Origin of the sequence: Marinomonas atlantica (genome assembly GCF_001639725.1) — a bacterium.
Lineage (GTDB): Bacteria > Pseudomonadota > Gammaproteobacteria > Pseudomonadales > Marinomonadaceae > Marinomonas > Marinomonas atlantica.
In genome coordinates, this window is sequence record NZ_LTAW01000030.1 from 1 (window position 1) to 414 (window position 414).

Sequence of the window (414 nt, forward strand, 5' to 3'; positions counted from 1 at the left end):
TATGATCATTAATCAGAGGGCTGATGGATGCCCTTTCCCAATAAAAGCGCCCGTCCTTACGTTTGCTCTGTAGCTCTCCGTGCCAGCTGTTACCGGTGTTAAGTGTGCGAGACATTGCCGCGTACTCTTGTTCTGACATCTCGCCGGACTTAAACATACGCGAGGTTTGACCTAGCACCTCGTCCTTTTTGTATCCGGAAATCGCTTCAAAACTATTGTTCACATATTGAATCTGGCCTTCGCGGTTTGTAATGATAATAACCGTAGGATTATTCTCGACCACCTCCGATAACAGGTGTACTTCCTCTTTCATTTCTAGCGCACTGTTATTGATTCTGACGATGTAGACCGTGCCAATAATCAGTGTTGCGATTGCCGCGCCTAATATTAATAAAAAGATGCGTTTTTGCTCGA

The 414-nt window shown here is 45.2% G+C and carries 1 protein-coding gene; it reads right to left on the reverse strand.

Translation table 11 applies throughout. The features are described from left to right. Positions 1-414, reverse strand: a 414-nt coding sequence (locus tag AYW75_RS18430; protein ID WP_156490891.1) for a PAS domain-containing protein, incomplete at both ends; no start/stop codon positions are given.